Below are 15,968 nucleotides of genomic sequence, written 5' to 3'. Positions count from 1 at the left end.
GCCTACAGGCCGGCCGCGGCTTCCAGCTCGGCCAGAGCTGGCTCGATGGCGTCGGCCATCTCGTCGATGTCGTTGGCCACTTCGGGCGTCGTGACGAATCCGAAGTCCAGGTACTTCTGGTAGGAGAAGCAGGTGATGTTCAGCGCGACGTCCATCACCGGCGGCCCCAGCGGAACCAGCGAATCGAGCTTGGCACCGGCCATGTAGAGCGGGATGGGCGGGCCGGGCACGTTGGACACGACCAGGTTGATCGGCGCGAGGTTGTGCGACAGTCCGCTGGCGGTATAAGCGCGGGCGGCCAGCTGTAGCAGCCCGGGCGGCGTGGTCTCGGTGAGCCCCATGATCTGGTGTGCCGAAAGCGCTTTGGCCATTTCCTTGGCGTTCTGGGTGCTCTCGTGAATGGCCTTGAGCCGCTCTGCGGGGTCGTCGATGTCAGTGGCCAGCGATGCCGTCATCGAGCTGATCTGGTTGCCGACGTCGGATTTGTTCTCCTCGGTACGGGTGGACACCGGAATCTGGGCGATCAGCGGCTTGTAGGGCAGCTCGTCGCGCTTCTGCAAGTACTCGCGCGCCGCGCCGGCGACCAGCGCGAGCACCACGTCGTTGAGCTTGACGCCGAACGCGTCCTTGACGGCCTTGACCCGGTCCAGTTCCACGCGACAGCCGGTGATGCGCCGGTGCGGCGAAACCTGCGCGTTGAATCGTGTCTTGGGGGCATCGAAATAGCGTGGCGGCCGGGCGCCCACCCCCAGCGCGGCGATCTGCTGACGCACGGTCTGCTCCAGCAACCGGGCGATGCGGAACGGCGTCATGATGCCGACGTTGATCAGCGCGCCGAGCGCCCGCCGCTCCAGGCCGGGGATGGTGAACCCGACGAATCCCACCGTTTCTTTCTGCGGCGGGCGAGGCTCGGGCGTGACGTCCAGGAGTATCTCACCCAGCCCGGCCCCGGAGACGCCGTCGACGATGGCGTGGTGCATCTTCGTCAAGGTGGCGATGCGGCCGCCTTCGACGCCTTCGATGACCCACAGTTCCCACAGCGGCCGGGAGCGGTCCAACTTGTAGGACATCAGCCTGCCGACGAGTTCCTCGAGTTCGCGGCGGCCGCCGGGAGCCGGGACACCAATGCGCCGGACGTGGAAGTCGATGTCGAGTTCCTCGTCCTCGACGAACCACGGGCGGTCCAGCCCGAGCGGGGATCCCGTGACTCGCCAGCGCAGCTGCGGGATCTCCGGCAATCGCTCGATGAGCAGCTCACGGAGTCGCTGGAAGCTGTAGTCGGGCGCCTTCTTGGGGTCGCAGATCGCCAACGCACCGACATGCATGTGCCAGCCGGCGGTCTCGGCAGACCAGAACGCTGCATCAACACTCGAGAGCCGTTTCATCCCACGACCGTAGCCCGCAGCCACCTTCGGAAGCCAATACTTCTTCCTCACAACGCCGATTTGTTACGGCGAGCAGAGGACCGATTCGCTGCTCGCGAGGGCCCCAGCTCGCGCGGCTCAGGCGTCTTCGAGCAGGTCGGGGGTCACCGCGGATTCGGTGTCGGGAATCCCGTCCACTTTCGCCTTGCGGTCGGCCATCGACAGCAGGCGCCGAATACGACCTGCCACAGCGTCTTTGGTCATCGGCGGGTCGGCGAGCCGACCGAGTTCCTCCAGCGAGGCCTGCCGGTGCTCGACGCGCAACTGACCGGCGGTCGCCAGGTGGTCGGGCACCGTGTCGCCGAGTATCTGCAGGGCACGCTCCACCCGGGCAGCCGCGGCCACGGCCGCGCGGGCCGAGCGGCGCAGGTTGGCGTCGTCGAAATTGGCCAGCCGGTTGGCGGTCGCGCGAACCTCGCGGCGCAGTCGGCGCTCCTCCCAGATCAGCCGGGTGTCCTGCGCTCCCATCCGGGTGAGCAGGGCGCCGATCGCCTCGCCGTCACGCACCACCACCCGGTCGGCGCCGCGCACCTCGCGCGCCTTGGCGCTGACCCCCAGGCGCCGTGCCGCCCCGACGAGCGCCAGCGCCGCCTCCGGCCCGGGGCAGCTGACTTCCAGCGCCGAAGACCGGCCCGGTTCGGTCAGCGAGCCGTGCGCCAGGAAAGCTCCCCGCCAGGCGGCTTCGGCGTCGGCGATGCTGCCGCCGACGACCTGCGCCGGCAGGCCACGGACCGGGCGTCCGCGCATATCGAGCAGGCCGGTCTGCCGGGCCAGCGCTTCGCCGTCGCTGGCCACCCGCAACACGTACCGCGTGTTCTTGCGGATTCCGCTGGCCGACAACACATGCACCACCGCGTTGTAGCCGTACAGGTCGAAGATGTCCTTGCGCAGCCGCCGCGCGATGCTGCCCAGATCCACCTCGGCCTCCACGACCACGCGGCCGGCGACGATGTGCAGGCCGCCGGCGAACCGCAGCAGGGACGTGACTTCCGCGCGCCGCGCGCTGACCGACTTGACTACCAGACGGCTCAGCTCATCCTTCACTTCAGTCGTCATCGCCACGCGTCGTCACCCCTCGGTCTTACCCCGTCGATCGGCATCTCTTCGGTGGCCTTCACCGCGGGCGCCGCCGGATCCCTGTCTCGCACGAGCACCCCATCCAGGACTGCGGCCAGCTTGCCCGGGTCATGTAAAGGTGTACCAGGTCGGGCCACGTCGGCGAAGTGGACCTCGGCCTGCAGCAGGGTCGCGGTGCGTCGTAGTTGGTCGCGTTCGCGGTCGCTCGGGACGCGATCGGAGTCGATGATGATGTCGTCGACGGTGAATCCCGGCGCGTGCTGGGCCAGCACGTGCAGATGGCGCTCCACCGAGAAGCCCGCCGTTTCGCCCGGTTCCGCGACGAGATTGAGCACCAGCGCCTTACGGCCACGGGTGGCCTGCAAGGCCTGATGCAGCCCGGGCACCATGACGTGCGGGATCACGCTGGTGAACCAGGAGCCCGGTCCCAGCACCACCAGTTCGGCCGACATGATGGCGTCGACGGCTTGGCGGGTCGCGGGCGGATCGGCGGGCAGCAACCGCACCCGGCGAACCTTGCCCGGCGTCGATGCGATGGCGACCTGACCCCGGATCACCCGGAACATGCGTGGGTCGGATTCCAGACCGGACACGTCGGCCTCGATCTGCAGGGCAATCGGGCACATCGGAAGCACCCTGCCCTTGACGCCGAGAATGCGCCCGATCTCGTCGAGGGCCGCGACGGGGTCGGCGAGCACCTCCGAGAGCCCGGCCAGCAACAGGTTCCCGATCGGGTGCCCGGCCAGCGCGCCACTACCACCGAAGCGGTGCTGCAGGATGGTCGCCCACAATCGGCCATGCGGACTGTCGGATGCCAACGCCGCCAACGCCATTCGCAAGTCGCCCGGCGGTACCACGTCCAGCTCGCTGCGCAGCCGCCCCGAGGAGCCGCCGTCGTCGGCGACGGTCACGATGGCGGTGACGTGCGGGGTGAGCCGGCGCGCCGCCGACAGCGTCGCATACAAACCGTGGCCGCCGCCGAGCGCGACGATGTTGTCCGTCATTCGCGACCCAGATCCCGGTGTAGTGCCCGCACGGTCAACTGCGGATCGGACCGCAACAAGCCCATGAGCGCCTCGGCGATCGCCACGCTGCGATGCTTGCCGCCGGTGCAGCCGATGGCGACCGTCATGTAACGCTTCCCCTCCCGCCGGTAGCCGTCGACAACCAGCGCCAGCAACCGATGGTAAGTCTCGAGGAACTCGGCCGCTCCGGGTTGGCTGAGCACGTAGTCGCGTACCGGTTCGTGTTGACCGGTCAGCGGACGCAACTCGTCCACCCAGTGCGGGTTGGGCAGGAACCGGACGTCCATCACCATGTCGGCGTCCATCGGCAGGCCGTATTTGAAGCCGAAGGACTCGACCGTGACGCTGGTGGTCGCGCCGCCGTTGCCACCGAAGGCCCGCTCGATGCTTTCCCGCAGGCTGCGCACCGAAAGGGTCGACGTATCGATGATCAGGTCGGCGGTGGCGCGCACCGGAGCCAGCATCCGGCGCTCGGCGGCGATGCCTTCGGCCAGCGTCTGCTGGCCCTGCAGCGGATGACTGCGCCGGTTGTTCTCGTAGCGGCGTACCAACATGTCGTCGGACGCCTCCATGAACACCACCCGAGGCGTGATGTTGCGGGTCGCCAGTTCGTTGCGCACCTCGTCCAGATCGCCGGTGAATCCACGGGACCGCACATCCATGACCACCGCGAGCTGGGTGATCCGTGACCCGGCGGCCAACCCGAAATCGACCATGCGGGTGATCAACTGGGGTGGCAGGTTGTCGGCCACATACCAGCCGAGATCCTCGAGCACCTTGGCGGCCGTGCCGCGGCCGGCGCCCGACAGTCCGGTCACCAGCACGACGTCGATGCCGGCTGAGGTGTCACTGCTCGTCATTCCGGAGCTCCCGTCACGTCGGGCCGTAGTGCCTCCAGGACGGCGGTGGCGGTGGCCACGCCGATACCGGGAACGGCGGTGATCTGGTCGACGGTGGCCTCCTTGAGGCGGGCGATCGATCCGAAGTGGGTGACCAGTGCCTTGCGCCGGTGCTCGCCCAACCCGGGCACGGAGTCCAGCGCCGAGGCCGTCATTCGCTTGGATCGCTTGCTGCGATGGTAGGCGATGGCAAACCTGTGCGCTTCGTCACGCACTCGCTGCAGCAGATACAGACCCTCACTGTTTCGGGGCATGATGACCGGGTCCGGTTCTGCGGGTACCCAGATCTCTTCCAGCCGCTTGGCCAGGCCGATTACCGCGACATCGGTGACACCCAGCTCCTCCAGTACGGCACTGGCCGCATTGACCTGCGGCGCCCCGCCATCCACCACGTACAGATTGGGCGGGTAGGCGAAGCGGCGCGACTTGCCCTCCGCGGAAAGCATATTGGGGTCGCTCTGGTCGCTCAGATGCCGCAGGAAGCGGCGCCGCGTCACCTCCGCGATGGACGCCACGTCGTCCGAGCGCCCCTGCCCCGCTGCCTCGCGGATGCCGAAATGCCGGTAGTCCGACTTGCGCGGCAGGCCGTCCTCGAAAACCACCAGCGAGCCGACGACATCGGTGCCCTGCACATGGCTGATGTCGACACACTCGATGCGCAACGGGGCATCCGCCAGACCGAGGGCATCCTGAATGTTCTGCAGTGCAGCCGATCTGGCATTGAAGTCACCGGCGCGCTTCAGCTTGTGTTGTTGCAGCGCCTCTTTCGCATTGCGCTCCACCGTCTCAGCCAGCGCCTTCTTGTCGCCGCGCCGCGGCACTCGCAGGGTGACCTTCGAACCTCGCAGCCCGGACAGCCAGCTGGCCAGCTCGTCGTGATTGGAAGGCAGGCAGGGCACCAGCACCTCACGCGGCACCGGGTTGACGGCTTCGTCGGCGGCACCACCCAATTCAGCCTGTTCGCCATAGAACTGGGTGAGAAACTGTTCTACCAACTGCTCGGCACCGGAATCACCCGGATCCCCGGACTTTTCGACGATCCAGCCCCGCTGACCGCGAACCCGTCCCCCGCGCACGTGGAAGACCTGTACCGCGGCCTCGAGGTCGTCGTCGGCGAAAGCGACCACGTCGGCGTCGGTGCCGTCCCCGAACACCACGGCCTGCTTCTCCATCGCCCGCCGCAGCGCGCCCAGGTCGTCTCTGAGCCGGGCCGCCCGTTCGAAGTCCAGCTCACCCGATGCCGCGTGCATCTGTTGTTCCAGCTCGCGCGCGAAACGCTCGGTTTTGCCGGACAGGAAGTCGCAGAAGTCTGCGACGATCTGGCGGTGTTGCTCGGCGCTGACCCGACCGACGCACGGCGCGGAGCATTTGTCGATGTAGCCGAGCAGACAGGGCCGGTCGATCTGGTTGTGCCGCTTGAAGACTCCGTTGGAGCAGGTGCGAGCCGGGAAAACGCGGGTGAGCAGGTCCAGTGTTTCGCGAATCGCCCACGCATGCGAGTACGGCCCGAAATACCGCACCCCCTTGCGTCGGGGTCCGCGGTAGACCATCAACCGCGGGTACTCCTCGTTCAGGGTGACGGCCAGTACCGGATAGGACTTGTCGTCGCGGTAGCGGACGTTGAAGCGCGGGTCGAACTCCTTGATCCAGTTGTACTCCAGCTGGAGCGCCTCGACCTCGGTGTTGACCACCGTCCACTCGACCTTGGCGGCCGTGGTCACCATCTGCCGGGTACGCGGATGCAGACCTGCGACGTCGGCGAAATACGACGTCAGGCGGCTACGCAGGCTTTTGGCTTTGCCGACGTAGATGACGCGGCCGTGGGCATCCCGGAAGCGGTAGACGCCCGGCTCGACCGGGATGGACCCGGGCGCGGGACGGTACGTGGCGGGATCGGGCACGCATCCAGGCTAGTGGTGCCCGGCGACGACACTCACGCCGGTTTACCGGCTCCCCAGTCAGCCGAGACTGAAGTCAGACACATCAACGTCGGCGTGTCGTGGGCAAGGTTTCAGTGTCGCGGCAGCCGACCCGGTATCAGCGCGCGTGCAGGTCCGGGCGGTGGCGGGCCAACTCGTCGCGGACGGCGTCCATCGCGTGCACGGCGCGTTCCTTGTCCACCGCCTGGATCGCCATGATCGGGATGTACTCGTCGTCGGGCAGGTCCACCCGGGCCCAGCGGCTGCCCACCGGGAAGGACACGCCCACCACGTCGGCCCACGGGATCAGCTTGTCGCTGAACACATTGCGTACCGAGATACCCGCCGCACCGACACGTAACCGGGGGCGGGTGAACAGCAGTGCCAGGCCCGCCAGCACGACTCCCAGCACACCCATCGCCACCTGGTCGGCGGTCTGGAAAACCACGCCGCTCGAGCCCATCTTGAGCACCAGCCCGATCGCGATGTGGGCCACCACCAGCACCACGGCCGCGGCATAGGCGAACATCGGGGTCAGGCGGGGACGGCACACCAGGTCCCACTCACCGGACTTGGATGTCGTCACGATTGAGCGCGCAGGTCGCGCAGGGTAAGCGCCGTGGTCAGGGCCGCTGCGGCGGCCTGGGCGCCCTTGTCTTCGGCGGACGACGGCAAGCCGGCCCGATCCAGTGCCTGGGCTTCGGTGTTGGTCGTCAGCACCCCGTTGGCCACGGGAGTGGAGGCATCCAGCGACACCCGCGTGAGGCCCTGGGTCACCGCGTCGCAGACGTAGTCGAAGTGCGGCGTCTCACCACGGATTACCACCCCGAGCGCGACGACCGCGTCATGATCGCGGGCCAACTCCTGGGCGACGACGGGAATCTCGATCGCACCGAGTACCCGAACCACGGTGGGTTCGTCGATGCCGGAATCGGTTGCCACCCTGCGGGCACCGGCCAGCAGCGCATCACAGATCGTGTCATGCCAGGTGCTGGCGACGATGGCAAGCTTGATGTCCGACGCGTCGAGCACCGGGATGTCCGGCACGCCCGCACCACCGCTCATAATGCCCCGCCGAATTCGCCTGGGAGATGCACCGATTCGTGGAAATCATCCAGCCCGGCCAGGTCGTGGCCCATCTTGTCGCGTTTGGTCATCAGGTAGCGGATGTTCTCCGCGTTCGCCCGTACCGGCAACGGCACCCTTTCAATGATGTGCAGTCCGTACCCGTCCAGTCCGACGCGTTTGGCCGGGTTGTTGGTCAGCAGCCGCATCGAACGCACGCCGAGGTCGACGAGTATCTGAGCGCCGATACCGTAATCCCTTGCGTCAGCCGGTAATCCAAGCTTGAGGTTGGCGTCCACGGTGTCTTCGCCGGCGTCTTGCAGCTGATAGGCCTGCAACTTATGCATCAGGCCGATGCCCCGGCCCTCGTGTCCGCGCATGTAGAGCACCACGCCACGGCCCTCGCGGGCCACCATGGCCATCGCGGCGTCCAGCTGAGGCCCGCAGTCGCAGCGACGCGACCCGAACACGTCGCCGGTGAGGCACTCCGAGTGCACACGCACCAGCACGTCGTCACCCTCGGCGGTGGGCCCGGCGATGTCACCGCGGACCAGCGCGACGTGTTCGACGTCCTCATAGATGCTGGAGTATCCGATTGCGCGGAACTCTCCGTGGCGTGTCGGGATCCGCGCCTCGGCGATGCGCTCGATGTGCTTCTCGTGCTTGCGGCGCCACTCGATCAGATCCGCGATAGTGATCATCGCGAGCCCGTGTTCGTCGGCGAACACCCGCAGCTCGTCGGTCTGGGCCATCGCGCCCTCGTCTTTTTGGCTGACTATCTCGCAGATGGCACCGGCCGGCTGCAGTCCGGCCATCCGGGCCAGATCCACGGCCGCCTCGGTGTGCCCGGGTCGGCGCAACACCCCGCCGTCCTTGGCGCGCAGCGGAACGACGTGCCCGGGCCTGGTGAAATCCGCGGCGATGCTCGCCGGGTCGGCCAGCAGCCGCATGGTGGTCGCCCGGTCCGAGGCCGAGATCCCGGTACCCACACCGATCCTCGCGTCGACAGTGACGGTGTAGGCGGTGCCGTGCTTGTCCTGGTTCACCGCATACATCGGCAACAGGCCGAGCCGATCGCAGACCTCGCCGTCCAGCGGAACACACAGGTACCCCGAGGTATAGCGGACCATGAACGCGACCAACTCGGGAGTGGCCTTCTCGGCCGCGAAGATCAGATCGCCTTCGTTTTCGCGTTCCTCATCATCGATGACGACGACGGCCTTACCCGCCGCGATGTCGGCAACCGCCCGTTCGACGGAGTCCAACCTGGTCATCTCGTGTCCTCACCTGCCTGCTTTTGCTCTCAAGTATGAACCACCGCAGGCCCGCGTTTGTTACCTCCTTGCTGTGTGGGGCCCCCACCTCAGCTGCCGGCCCGCAACAGGCGCTCCACATATTTAGCGATCACGTCCACTTCCAGATTTACCTGGGTGCCCACCGGGGCGGACCCCAACGTCGTCAGCTCGCGGGTGGTCGGAATCAGCGAGACCTCGAACCAGTCCCGGGGCTCGGCGCCCAGACCGGAAACGGTCAGCGAAATCCCGTCAACGGTGATCGAACCCTTCTCCACGACGTAACGCGCCACCGAGGCGGGCATCTCAACACGCACCACCTCCCAGTGCTCGGAGGGGGTGCGGGCGATGATCTCCCCGGTGCCGTCCACATGGCCCTGCACGATGTGCCCACCAAGCCGGCTGTCGATGGCGGCGGCGCGCTCCAGGTTCACCCGGCTCCCCGGCCGGAGCTCACCCAGGTTCGAACGGTTAAGTGTCTCGGCCATGACATCGGCGCTGAACTGGCCGTCCGGCAATACGTCGACGACCGTCAGGCAGACCCCGTTGACGGCGATCGAGTCCCCGTGACCGGCATCGGAGGTGACGGTCGGACCGCGGATGATCAGTCGCGCGGCGTCAGCCAGCGCGTCGCGGCCGGTCACCTCTCCGAGTTCCTCGACAATTCCAGTGAACATCGCACCAGGTTAATGAGTGTCCGAGCGGCCCCGCACCCGCCTGGTTCCCCGGCCGGGTCAGGGGCACCCTCTACGATGCAGGGTATGCAAAAATCCCGCCGTCTTCTGGCTGTCCTCGCTGCGCTGAGCGTCGCGATCACGCTCGCCGCAGGGTGCTCGATCAAAAAGAAGGACAGCGGCGGGCCGCTTCCCGACGCGAAGGCCACCCAGCAGCTGGTCGCCCAGGCCACCGAGGCCAGCAAGGCCGTCAAGAGCGCTCACATCGTGTTGACGGTGAACGGCAAGATTCCGGGCTTGTCCATCAAGACCCTCACCGGCGACCTCAACACCGAGCCCACCGCCGCCAAGGGCAACGTCAAGCTGACGTTCGCCGGCTCAGACATCGACGCGGACTTCGTGGTGATCGACGGGATCCTCTACGCCACGCTCACGCCGAACAAGTGGAGCGATTTCGGCAAGGCCTCTGACGTGTACGACCCCTCGCAGATTCTGAGCGCGGACAAAGGCGTTGCCAACGTGTTGGCCAACTTCAGCGAGGCGAAGGCCGACGGCCGCGAGAACATCAACGGGCAGAACACCGTCCGGATCACCGGGAAGACCACGGCCCAGGCGGTGAACGCGATCGCACCGCCGTTCAGCGCGTCGGATCCGGTGCCGACGACCATCTGGATCCAGGACGGTGGTGATCACCAGCTGGTGCAAGCGAGGCTGGAGCGCGGCACCGGAAACTCGGTGCAGATGACCTTGTCCAACTGGGGCCAGCAGGTCCAGGTCACCAAGCCCCCGCTGAGCTGATGGCCATGCAAACGGGACGCCGAATAGCGATCAGTGCGGGCAGCCTGGCGGTGCTGCTCGGTGCCCTCGACACCTATGTCGTGGTCACGATCATGCGCGACATCATGAGCAGTGTCGGCATCCCGGTGAACCAGCTGCAGCGGATCACCTGGATCGTCACGATGTATCTGCTGGGCTACATCGCCGCGATGCCGCTGCTGGGCCGCGCTTCCGACCGGTTCGGGCGCAAGTTCGTGCTGCAGGCCAGCCTGCTCATGTTCATCGTCGGCTCGGTGGTGACCGCGCTGTCGGTGCAGATCGGCAACTGGACGATCGAGGCCGGCGACTACATCTTGCTCTCGCCGGACCCGAACCGGGCCTTTCACGTGCTGATCGTGGGCCGCACCATCCAGGGCATCGCCAGCGGCGCCCTGTTGCCGGTGACGCTGGCGCTGGGCGCCGACCTGTGGTCGGAGCGTAACCGCGCCGGGGTCCTCGGCGGCATCGGGGCCGCACAGGAACTGGGCAGCGTGCTGGGTCCGCTGTACGGCATCTTCATCGTCTTCCTGTTCCACGACTGGCGACACGTGTTCTGGATCAACGTCCCGTTGACCCTGATCGCCATGGTGATGATCCACTTCAGCCTGCCCTCACACGACCGCAGCGACTCCCCCGAGAAGATCGACATCACCGGCGGTCTGCTGCTGGCCCTCGCGTTGGGCCTGGCCGTGATCGGCCTGTACAACCCCAACCCCGACGGCAAACAGGTGTTGCCGAGCTACGGCCTGCCCCTGGTGATCGGCGCGGCCGTCGCAGCGCTCGCGTTCTTCGCTTGGGAGCGTTTCGCACGCACCCGGCTCATCGAACCGGCCGGTGTGCATTTCCGACCGTTCCTGTCGGCGCTGGGCACCTCGGTCTGCGCCGGCGCCGCCCTGATGGTGACGCTGGTGAATGTGGAGTTGTTCGGCCAGGGCGTGCTCCAGATGGACCAGAACCAGGCGGCGGGCCTGCTGTTGTGGTTCCTGATCGCGCTACCGATCGGCGCCGTCCTCGGCGGGTGGATCGCCACCAGGGCCGGCGACCGGGTCGTGGCTTTCGTCGGGATGTCGATCGCGGGCGCGGGCTATTGGTTGATCTCGTACTGGCGCGGCGACCTGATGCAGCGCAAGCACGACATCCTCGGGCTGATGCTGCCGGCAGTGCACACCGACCTGCTGGTCGCGGGCCTGGGACTCGGCCTGGTGATCGGACCGCTGTCGTCGGCGGCGCTGCGGGTGGTGCCCGCGGCTCAGCACGGCATCGCCTCGGCCGCCGTGGTGGTCGCCCGGATGACCGGCATGCTGATCGGCGTGGCGGCACTGAGCGCCTGGGGGCTGTACCGGTTCAACCAGAACCTGGCGCACCTCTCGGCGACCATCCCGCCCGATGCCAGCGTGCTGGAACGCGTGACCATCCAGGGACACCAGTATCTGCAGGCTTTCGCGCTGATGTACGGCGACATCTTCAAAGTCACCGTCGTCATCTGTGTGGTGGGTGCGTTGCTCGGCCTGCTGATCGGCGGTCGCCACGAACACGCGGACGAGCCGGACGCCGCCGAGCCCCCGGCCCTCGAATCGCCGTCCGCGGTAGTGAGCGAAACCGCTAGCGAGCGACCAAGCTGAGCAGCAGGTCCGGTCCGACCTGCTCGACACTGTCGAACTGCCAGCGCAGCGCATGCGCCATGCTGGACACCCCGACGTCGTCGACGGCGGTCACCGGACCACCGAGCAAGATCGGCGCGACGTAAGCCAGGATCCGGTTGATCGCGCCAGCTCGCAGGAAGGCCCCGGCCAGCGTGGGGCCACCTTCCAGCAGGACATCGGTGCGGTCCGACAGCGCCCTGAGCACGTCGACGGGCTCGCGGGTGCGGATCACCATGGTCCGTGAATCGTCGTTGAGGACGTTGGCTTCCGGCGGGATTTCGCGTCTGCCCACCACTACCCGCAGCGGCTGCTGTGACGACAGCGAGCCATCGGGCAGCCGGGCGGTCAGCGTGGGGTTGTCGGCGAGAACGGTGCCGGTGCCGACAACGATCGCGTCCGCGATCGCGCGGCGCCGGTGCAAGTCTGCGCGAGCCGCCTCGCTGGATATCCACTGGCTCGATCCGTCGGCCGCGGCGCTGCGGCCGTCGATACTGGTCGCGTACTTCCAGGTCACATGCGGAAAGCCGGTGCGCTGCTTGTGCAGCCACTCACGCAGCGGGCCGGCCGCCACCTGGTCGGCCATGATCCCCGACCGCACCTGCAGTCCCGCCGCCGTCAGCCGGCCGGCCCCGCCACCCGCGATGCCGTTCGGGTCGTTGAGGGCGTAGATGACCGTGCCCACCCGGGCCTCGATGAGGGCATTCACGCACGGCGGTGTCTTGCCGTAGTGGTTGCACGGCTCCATGGTGATCACCGCGATACCACCGGCGGCCAGACCGCCGGCCCGGCGCAGCGCGATGACCTCGGCGTGGTCGCCACCGGCCGGCTGAGTGGCGCCGACGCCGACAACCCGGCCCTCCTGGTCGACGATCACCGCGCCTACCGGCGGATTCGGATAGGTGGTGCCTTTGACCTGATAAGAGTGCTCGATGGCCAGTTTCATGGCCTCTTCGATGCTCTTGACCTGCGCGGGAGTGTTCGGGCCGGTCATGAGCGATGCCCAGATGACGCGACGCCGCACTGGCCTGTCGCCGGAGCCCTTGAACCGCGGCTGCCGGATCCTGCGCGCCGTAGACCGATGATCCCGCGACGAAGCAGTCGACGCCGGCTTCAGCGGCCTGCTCGATGGTGTCCTGGTTGATCCCGCCGTCGATCTCGACGAGGATCGTCAGCTCCCCCGCGTCGACCAGCTTGCGAACCGTGCGCACCTTGCTCAGCACCTCCGGGATGAAGCTCTGACCGCCGAAACCGGGCTCGACGGACATGATCAGCAGCGTGTCGAATTGGGGCAGGATTTCCAGATACGGCTCCAGTGCGGTACCTGGCTTGACGCTGATTCCAGCCTTGGCCCCGGCGGCGCGGATGTCACGCGCCACCCCGACCGGGTTGTCGGTGGCCTCGGCGTGGAAGGTCACGTTGTAGGCGCCGGCCTCGGCGTACGGCGGCGCCCAGCGGTCCGGGTTGTCGATCATCAGGTGGCAATCCATCGGAATGCTGCTGGCCGCCAGCAAGCTCTCCACCACCGGCAGGCCGATCGTCAGGTTGGGCACGAAATGGCCGTCCATCACGTCGACGTGCAGCCAATCGGCCCCGTGCACTGCGGCGGCTTCGTCGGCGAGCCGAGCGAAGTCGGCCGCCAGGATCGACGGCGCTATCAGCGGACCCCCCGTACCAGACATGTGCGACAGACTACTAATTCTCCGGGAGCCGGCGCAGGGCAGCCGCGAACATGGCGTCGGTGCCATGCCGGTGCGGCCACAACTGCACGTACGGGCCGCCGCCCAACGCGTCGACCGGGTCGAACAGCGGCCGGGCGTCCAGCGCCTCGACCGGGTGGCGGCGCAGCGCGTCTGCGACGACTCCCACCGTCTCGGCAAGGTGCGGCGAGCAGGTCGCGTACAGCACTACGCCGCCGGGTCGGGTGAGCGAGATCGCGGCGGCCAGCAGCTCGCGTTGCAGTCGCGCCAGGGCGGGCACGTCGGAGGGCTGGCGCCGCCAGCGCGCCTCCGGCCTGCGACGCAGCGCGCCCAGTCCGGTGCAGGGCACGTCGACCAGCACCCGGTCGAACTGCGCCGACAGGCCGGTTTCCCGACCGTCCACCCGCAACACCTCGACCGGCAGCCCGCGGGTGTTCTCCACCACCAGGTCGGCCCGATGCCCGGCGGGTTCCACGGCGGTCACGGTGGCTCCGGACTGCGCGCCGAGGGCGGCCAGCAGTGCGGTCTTCCCGCCAGGCCCGGCGCATAGGTCCAGCCAGCGCCCGTTGTCGCCGTCCACGGCAGCCAGGGTCAGTGCCCGGGCCACCAGCTGGCTGCCCTCGTCCTGCACCAGCGCGCGGGCCTCGCGTACCGGCTCCAGCTGCCCGGGGTCCCCGCCGGGCAGGTACACCGCATAGGGCGAGTACCGCCCGACCGTGCCCTGCACCGCCTCGGCGAGTTCGGCGGCAGTCAGCACCCCGGGGCGGGCCGCGAGGTGCAGCTGGGGCCGTTGGTCGTCACTGGCCAGCACCGCGTCCAGCTCACCGGCCGCTGGTCCCAGCGCATCGGCGAAGGCCTGCGCGATCCAGCGGGGATGGGCATGCGCGAACGCCGCGTAACCGACCGCGTCGTTGCGGGGCGCCAACTCGTCCACCCAGGATTTCTCGTCCCGTGCCGAAATGGTGCGCAACACACCGTTGACGAAACCGGCTCGCGCGGAATCGAATTCGATCCCCGCCTGGTCGACGGTGGTGGACACCGCGGCATGGGCGTCCACCCGGGTGCGCAGCATTTGGTACGCGCCCAGCCGCAGCAGGTCGAGCAACACCGGATCGATGGTCTGCGGCGAGCGGCCGGCAGCGGCTCCGATGATGACGTCCAACAGGCCGGCGCAGCGGCACGTTCCGTAGGTGAGTTCGGTGGCGAAAGCCGCATCGCGGCCGCTGATACCGCGCTCGCGCAGCAGCGCGGGCAGCACCAGGTTCGCGTAGGCATTGCGCTCGCTGACGGCCCGCAGCGCGTCGAACGCGGCACGGCGCGCGGGGTCCAGCGGTTTGCGCCGCGGTCGGTGCTGCGGCTTCTGGGGTTTGCGGTCGGGGCGTTTGCGGTAGGGCTGGTCCTGGGTCATGACGCCCGAATCTCGGGGTCGAGCCGAGCGCCCCGCGTCCAGTCGGCGGCGTTCATCGCCTTCTTTCCGGGGGCTGCACCTGGCCCAGTCGGACCGGTTGGGAAGCCGTACCGACCCACACGCTCTTGCGGTCAATCCGTATCTCACCGGGTTCAAGGGATTGGGGTCCAGTCGAATCAAGTTGCACCGGGCCGACTTTCACTCGCATAGCGCCGATGAGCGTCCAGGCGCCCGGGTTCGGCGTGACGGAGCGGATCCGTCGCTCGACCACTTGGGCCGGCAGGTCCCAGCGCACCCGGGCCTGCTCGACGGTGATCTTGGGCGCCAGGCTGACTCCCTCGGTGGGTTGCGGACGCGGCGTCAATGCCTGGTCCGCGATGCCGTCCAGGGTGCCCGCCAGCAGTTCCGCACCCGACGTCGCCAGTCGCGCCAGCAGATCGCCGGCCGTATCGGTCGGACGGATGGTCTCGGTGACGATGCCGTATACCGGCCCGGAATCCAGGCTTGGTTCGATCTGGAAGGTGGTGGCCCCGGTGATGGTGTCACCCGCGGCGATCGCGGCCTGGACCGGCGCCGCGCCCCGCCAGGCAGGCAAGAGCGAGAAGTGCAGGTTGACCCAGCCGTACGGGGGAACCGCGAGCAGCGCATCCCCGAGAAGTGCGCCGTAGGCCACCACGGCGCAACATTGCGGCGCCAGGTCGGCCAGCTCGGCCACGAACTCCCGCGAGTTGGGCCGTTCCGGCCGCAATACCGGGATGCCGCGCTCCAGCGCCTCTCGAGCTACCGGCGACGGTTCCGGCGTGCCGCGCCGCCCCGATGCGGCATCGGGCCGGGTCAGCACGGCGATCACCTCGTGCCGAGGTGACTCGAGGAGGCGGCGCAGAGCGGGCAACGCGGGTTCGGGGGTACCGGCGAAGACGAGGCGCACCGGCACAGTCTATGAACTCAGGCTGAACCGAAGCGCTCGACAGTCCGACAGCGAAGTCACAGCGACTTACTAACTTGCCTATGCATACTGTGTCCGTACGC

The 15,968-nt window shown here is 68.0% G+C and carries 13 protein-coding genes and 2 pseudogenes; 2 read left to right on the top strand and 13 right to left on the bottom strand.

Annotation, left to right across the window (positions count from 1 at the left end; all coding sequences use genetic code 11):
• Positions 1–2: 2 nt before the first annotated feature.
• From JX552_RS12745 to JX552_RS12705, 9 genes are all read right to left on the bottom strand, one after another.
• Positions 3–1,385: a WS/DGAT/MGAT family O-acyltransferase gene (locus tag JX552_RS12745; RefSeq protein WP_205877741.1), complete on the bottom strand. Its 1,383-nt coding sequence runs from the start codon at positions 1,383–1,385 to the stop codon at positions 3–5.
• A 117-nt stretch (positions 1,386–1,502) separates the two neighbouring features.
• Positions 1,503–2,480, bottom strand: a complete 978-nt coding sequence (whiA, locus tag JX552_RS12740) for a DNA-binding protein WhiA (RefSeq protein ID WP_205877740.1) — start codon at positions 2,478–2,480, stop codon at positions 1,503–1,505.
• Positions 2,477–3,505, bottom strand: coding sequence for a uridine diphosphate-N-acetylglucosamine-binding protein YvcK (gene yvcK / locus JX552_RS12735; protein ID WP_205877739.1), 1,029 nt, complete (start codon positions 3,503–3,505; stop codon positions 2,477–2,479). The genes whiA and yvcK overlap by 4 nt, the downstream gene beginning before the upstream one ends.
• Entirely contained in the window at positions 3,502–4,386 is an 885-nt protein-coding gene (gene rapZ / locus JX552_RS12730; protein ID WP_205877738.1) for an RNase adapter RapZ, read from the bottom strand. Before rapZ ends, yvcK begins: the two co-directional genes overlap by 4 nt.
• Positions 4,383–6,326: an excinuclease ABC subunit UvrC gene (uvrC, locus tag JX552_RS12725; protein ID WP_205877737.1), complete on the bottom strand. Its 1,944-nt coding sequence runs from the start codon at positions 6,324–6,326 to the stop codon at positions 4,383–4,385. Before uvrC ends, rapZ begins: the two co-directional genes overlap by 4 nt.
• A gap of 136 nt (positions 6,327–6,462) precedes the next feature.
• Entirely contained in the window at positions 6,463–6,873 is a 411-nt protein-coding gene (locus JX552_RS12720; RefSeq protein WP_205878400.1) for a PH domain-containing protein, read from the bottom strand.
• 53 nt (positions 6,874–6,926) lie between these two features.
• Complete coding sequence (gene ribH / locus JX552_RS12715; RefSeq protein WP_205877736.1) at positions 6,927–7,409, bottom strand: 6,7-dimethyl-8-ribityllumazine synthase; 483 nt, start codon at positions 7,407–7,409, stop codon at positions 6,927–6,929.
• The gene (locus JX552_RS12710; protein WP_205877735.1) at positions 7,406–8,683 is read right to left on the bottom strand and encodes a bifunctional 3,4-dihydroxy-2-butanone-4-phosphate synthase/GTP cyclohydrolase II; all 1,278 of its coding nucleotides are present in this window, start codon (positions 8,681–8,683) and stop codon (positions 7,406–7,408) included. Before JX552_RS12710 ends, ribH begins: the two co-directional genes overlap by 4 nt.
• Before the next feature lie 89 nt (positions 8,684–8,772).
• Positions 8,773–9,378: a riboflavin synthase gene (locus tag JX552_RS12705; RefSeq protein WP_205877734.1), complete on the bottom strand. Its 606-nt coding sequence runs from the start codon at positions 9,376–9,378 to the stop codon at positions 8,773–8,775.
• Positions 9,379–9,453: 75 nt separating this feature from the next.
• Between JX552_RS12705 and JX552_RS12700 the strand changes: the two genes are divergently transcribed.
• Together JX552_RS12700 and JX552_RS12695 are read left to right on the top strand one after the other, a co-directional pair.
• The gene (locus tag JX552_RS12700) at positions 9,454–10,173 is read left to right on the top strand and encodes an LppX_LprAFG lipoprotein (protein WP_205877733.1); all 720 of its coding nucleotides are present in this window, start codon (positions 9,454–9,456) and stop codon (positions 10,171–10,173) included.
• 5 nt (positions 10,174–10,178) lie between these two features.
• Positions 10,179–11,813 (top strand): MFS transporter, encoded by a 1,635-nt coding sequence (locus tag JX552_RS12695; protein ID WP_205878399.1) that lies wholly within the window; start codon positions 10,179–10,181, stop codon positions 11,811–11,813.
• On the opposite strand, the gene ribD is transcribed toward JX552_RS12695, so the two are convergent.
• The 4 genes and pseudogenes from ribD to fmt all read right to left on the bottom strand — a co-directional run bounded on the left by ribD (position 11,794) and on the right by fmt (position 15,867).
• Positions 11,794–12,825 carry a bifunctional diaminohydroxyphosphoribosylaminopyrimidine deaminase/5-amino-6-(5-phosphoribosylamino)uracil reductase RibD gene (gene ribD, locus JX552_RS12690; RefSeq protein WP_205877732.1) on the bottom strand — a complete coding sequence of 344 codons (1,032 nt, stop codon included), beginning with the start codon at positions 12,823–12,825 and terminating at the stop codon, positions 11,794–11,796. The genes JX552_RS12695 and ribD overlap by 20 nt on opposite strands.
• Before the next feature lie 4 nt (positions 12,826–12,829).
• Positions 12,830–13,522: pseudogene (rpe, locus tag JX552_RS12685) on the bottom strand (ribulose-phosphate 3-epimerase); the annotation flags it as partial.
• 4 nt (positions 13,523–13,526) lie between these two features.
• Positions 13,527–14,939, bottom strand: coding sequence for an RsmB/NOP family class I SAM-dependent RNA methyltransferase (locus JX552_RS12680; protein WP_205877731.1), 1,413 nt, complete (start codon positions 14,937–14,939; stop codon positions 13,527–13,529).
• A pseudogene (gene fmt, locus JX552_RS12675) lies at positions 14,936–15,867 on the bottom strand (methionyl-tRNA formyltransferase). The gene JX552_RS12680 and the pseudogene fmt overlap by 4 nt, the downstream one beginning before the upstream one ends.
• Between the last annotated feature and the right edge of the window lie 101 nt (positions 15,868–15,968).

The sequence above is a fragment of the Mycobacterium gordonae genome (genome assembly GCF_017086405.1).
Taxonomy (GTDB): domain Bacteria; phylum Actinomycetota; class Actinomycetes; order Mycobacteriales; family Mycobacteriaceae; genus Mycobacterium; species Mycobacterium gordonae_D.
The sequence above is the reverse complement of the archived record's forward strand: the minus strand, read 5'-3'. Positions and strand labels throughout refer to the sequence as shown.

What these genes read in the sequence shown, in the direction of transcription:
- JX552_RS12745 (WP_205877741.1), bottom strand. Translation starts at nt 1,385, where the DNA reads ATGAAACGGCTCTCGAGTGTTGATGCAGCGTTCTGGTCTGCCGAGACC.
- whiA (WP_205877740.1), bottom strand. Translation starts at nt 2,480, where the DNA reads ATGACGACTGAAGTGAAGGATGAGCTGAGCCGTCTGGTAGTCAAGTCG.
- yvcK (WP_205877739.1), bottom strand. Translation starts at nt 3,505, where the DNA reads ATGACGGACAACATCGTCGCGCTCGGCGGCGGCCACGGTTTGTATGCG.
- rapZ (WP_205877738.1), bottom strand. Translation starts at nt 4,386, where the DNA reads ATGACGAGCAGTGACACCTCAGCCGGCATCGACGTCGTGCTGGTGACC.
- JX552_RS12720 (WP_205878400.1), bottom strand. Translation starts at nt 6,873, where the DNA reads ATGTTCGCCTATGCCGCGGCCGTGGTGCTGGTGGTGGCCCACATCGCG.
- ribH (WP_205877736.1), bottom strand. Translation starts at nt 7,409, where the DNA reads ATGAGCGGTGGTGCGGGCGTGCCGGACATCCCGGTGCTCGACGCGTCG.
- JX552_RS12710 (WP_205877735.1), bottom strand. Translation starts at nt 8,683, where the DNA reads ATGACCAGGTTGGACTCCGTCGAACGGGCGGTTGCCGACATCGCGGCG.
- JX552_RS12705 (WP_205877734.1), bottom strand. Translation starts at nt 9,378, where the DNA reads ATGTTCACTGGAATTGTCGAGGAACTCGGAGAGGTGACCGGCCGCGAC.
- JX552_RS12700 (WP_205877733.1), top strand. Translation starts at nt 9,454, where the DNA reads ATGCAGGGTATGCAAAAATCCCGCCGTCTTCTGGCTGTCCTCGCTGCG.
- JX552_RS12695 (WP_205878399.1), top strand. Translation starts at nt 10,179, where the DNA reads ATGCAAACGGGACGCCGAATAGCGATCAGTGCGGGCAGCCTGGCGGTG.
- ribD (WP_205877732.1), bottom strand. Translation starts at nt 12,825, where the DNA reads ATGACCGGCCCGAACACTCCCGCGCAGGTCAAGAGCATCGAAGAGGCC.
- JX552_RS12680 (WP_205877731.1), bottom strand. Translation starts at nt 14,939, where the DNA reads ATGACCCAGGACCAGCCCTACCGCAAACGCCCCGACCGCAAACCCCAG.